Source organism: Thermomonas sp. (genome assembly GCF_020850895.1).
In the GTDB taxonomy this organism is placed as follows: Bacteria; Pseudomonadota; Gammaproteobacteria; order Xanthomonadales; family Xanthomonadaceae; genus Thermomonas.
In genome coordinates this window covers 1-2,628 of the sequence record NZ_JADZDS010000131.1, presented here as the reverse complement: position 1 = coordinate 2,628, position 2,628 = coordinate 1, and the positions used below count along the sequence as shown (strand labels likewise).

Annotated in this window: 2 protein-coding genes and 1 pseudogene; all 3 read right to left on the bottom strand. The window is 63.6% G+C overall.

The window, feature by feature from the left end:
• A pseudogene (locus IT472_RS11520) lies at positions 1 to 389 on the bottom strand (F0F1 ATP synthase subunit beta); the annotation flags it as partial.
• A gap of 43 nt (positions 390 to 432) precedes the next feature.
• Entirely contained in the window at positions 433 to 1,305 is an 873-nt protein-coding gene (gene atpG / locus IT472_RS11515) for a F0F1 ATP synthase subunit gamma (protein WP_297181677.1), read from the bottom strand.
• Positions 1,306 to 1,323: 18 nt separating this feature from the next.
• The coding region (gene atpA, locus IT472_RS11510; protein WP_297181675.1) for a F0F1 ATP synthase subunit alpha at positions 1,324 to 2,628 on the bottom strand (1,305 nt) is incomplete at its 5' end.

Here is a 2,628-nt window from a genome sequence, read left to right as displayed (position 1 = left end):
CCGGTTTCCAGCAGCTCCTGCGAGGGCGACAGCTCGTCGTAGGCCGGGGCCTTGCGGTGGATGGAGGCCGTCAGCTCCTGGCTGACCGGGCCGCGCTCGTCGATGGGGTTGCCCAGCACGTCCATGATGCGGCCCAGCGTCGCCTTGCCCACGGGCACGGTGATGGGGCTGCCGGTGTTGGTCACCATGATGCCGCGCTTGAGGCCGTCGGAAGAGCCGAGGGCAATGGTACGCACGATGCCGTCGCCCAGCTGCTGCTGCACTTCCAGCGTCAGGGCCGAGCCTTCGAGCTTGAGGGCATCGTAGACCTTGGGCATCTGGTCGCGCGGGAACTCCACGTCCACCACGGCGCCGATACATTGAACAATTTTTCCTTGGGCTTGGGCCATGTTTCGCTCCAATTGATTCGATTCTTGCAACTGCGTGACGTGATCAACCGCTGATAGCGGCCGCACCCGACACGATCTCGGACAATTCCTTGGTGATCGCCGCCTGACGTGTCTTGTTGTAGACCAGCTTGAGCTCACCGATCACGTTGCCGGCATTGTCCGTGGCGGCCTTCATCGCCACCATGCGCGCCGACTGCTCGCTGGCCATGTTCTCGGCCACGGCCTGGTAGATCAGCGATTCGACGTAGCGCACCAGCAACTCGTCGATTACGCTCTGCGCATCGGGCTCGTACAGATAATCCCAGCCCGGACCGCTCTTGTGCTTGCGTATTTCTTCGGACGACAGCGGCAGCAACTGCTCGATCACCGGCTCCTGCTTCATCGTATTGATGAACTTGGTATAGCTCAGGTACACCGCGCTGACCTTGCCTTCGGCATACGCATCGAGCAACACCTTGACCGGGCCAATCAGCTTGTCCAGGTGGGGCGTATCGCCCAGGGCCACAGCCCGAGACACCACTTTGGCACCCACGCGGTTGAGAAACCCCAGGCCCTTGCTGCCGATCGCCACGGCCTGCACTTCCATGCCCGCGCCCTGCAGATCACGCAGCTTGTTGGTGACGATGCGCAGCACATTGGTGTTCAGGCCGCCGCACAAGCCCTTGTCCGTGGTCACGACGATGACACCAGCAGCCTTGGCGTCGTTGATCTTCATGAACGGATGCACATACTCGGGATTGGCTTCCCCCAGGTGCGCCGCTATGCTGCGTACCTTGTCGGCGTAGGGGCGTGCGGCGCGCATGCGCTCCTGTGCCTTGCGCATCTTGGACACGGAAACCATCTCCATGGCCTTGGTGATCTTCTTCGTATTCTCGAAGCTCCTGATCTGACCGCGTATTTCCTTGCCGGTTGCCATAGTCGTTCCCCTTGCGCGTCAGGCGAAGGACTTCTTGAACGCCGTGATGGCCTGCGTCAATTCGCCTTCGTCCTTGCCTTCCTTGTCGAACGCGCGGTTCGTCTCCAGCCGCTCGAGCAACGCCGCGTGGCTGGTCTTGAGGAACTGGTGCAACCCGGATTCGAAGGACAGCACCTTCTTCACGTCCACGTCGTCGAGGAAGCCCTTGTTCACCGCGAACAGCGAGGCCGCCATGAGGTTGATCGGCAAAGGCTGGTACTGGGCCTGCTTGAGCAATTCGGTCACGCGCGCACCGCGGTCGAGCTGCTTGCGGGTGGCTTCGTCCAGATCGGAGGCGAACTGCGCGAAGGCCGCCAGCTCGCGGTACTGCGCCAGGTCGGTACGGATACCGCCCGAGAGGCCCTTGATCAGCTTGGTCTGGGCAGCACCGCCGACGCGCGACACCGAGATACCGGCGTTGATGGCGGGACGGATGCCGGCGTTGAACAGGCTGGTCTCCAGGAAGATCTGGCCGTCGGTGATCGAGATCACGTTGGTCGGCACGAAGGCCGAGACGTCGCCCGCCTGCGTCTCGATGATGGGCAGCGCGGTGAGCGACCCCGTCTTGCCCTTGACCTCGCCCTTGGTGAACTGCTCCACGTAGTGGGCGTTGACGCGAGCGGCGCGCTCGAGCAAGCGGCTGTGCAGATAGAACACGTCGCCGGGGAAGGCTTCGCGGCCCGGCGGGCGGCGCAGCAGCAGCGAGACCTGGCGGTAGGCCACGGCCTGCTTGGACAGGTCGTCGTAAATGATGAGTGCATCCTGACCGCGGTCGCGGAAGTACTCGCCCATGGTGCAGCCCGAATAGGCGGAGACGTACTGCATCGCCGCGGATTCGGAGGCCGATGCCGCCACCACGATGGTGTACTCCATCGCACCGGCCTGCTCCAGCGCCCGCACCACGTTCTTGATCGATGAAGCCTTCTGGCCGATGGCAACGTAAATGCAGGTGACGCCCTGGCCCTTCTGGTTGATGACCGTGTCGATCGCCACCGCCGTCTTGCCGGTCTGGCGGTCGCCGATGATCAGTTCGCGTTGCCCGCGGCCGATCGGCACCATCGAGTCGATCGACTTCAGGCCCGTCTGCAGCGGCTGATCCACCGACTGGCGCGCGATCACGCCCGGAGCGACCTTCTCGATCACGTCGGTCATCTTGGCGTTGACCGGGCCCTTGCCGTCGATCGGCTGGCCGAGCGCGTTGACCACCCGGCCAATCAGCTCGGGGCCGACCGGCACTTCCAGAATCCGGCCGGTGCACTTGACCGTGTCGCCTTCGGAGATGTG

What these genes read in the sequence shown, in the direction of transcription:
- atpG (WP_297181677.1), bottom strand. Translation starts at nt 1,305, where the DNA reads ATGGCAACCGGCAAGGAAATACGCGGTCAGATCAGGAGCTTCGAGAAT.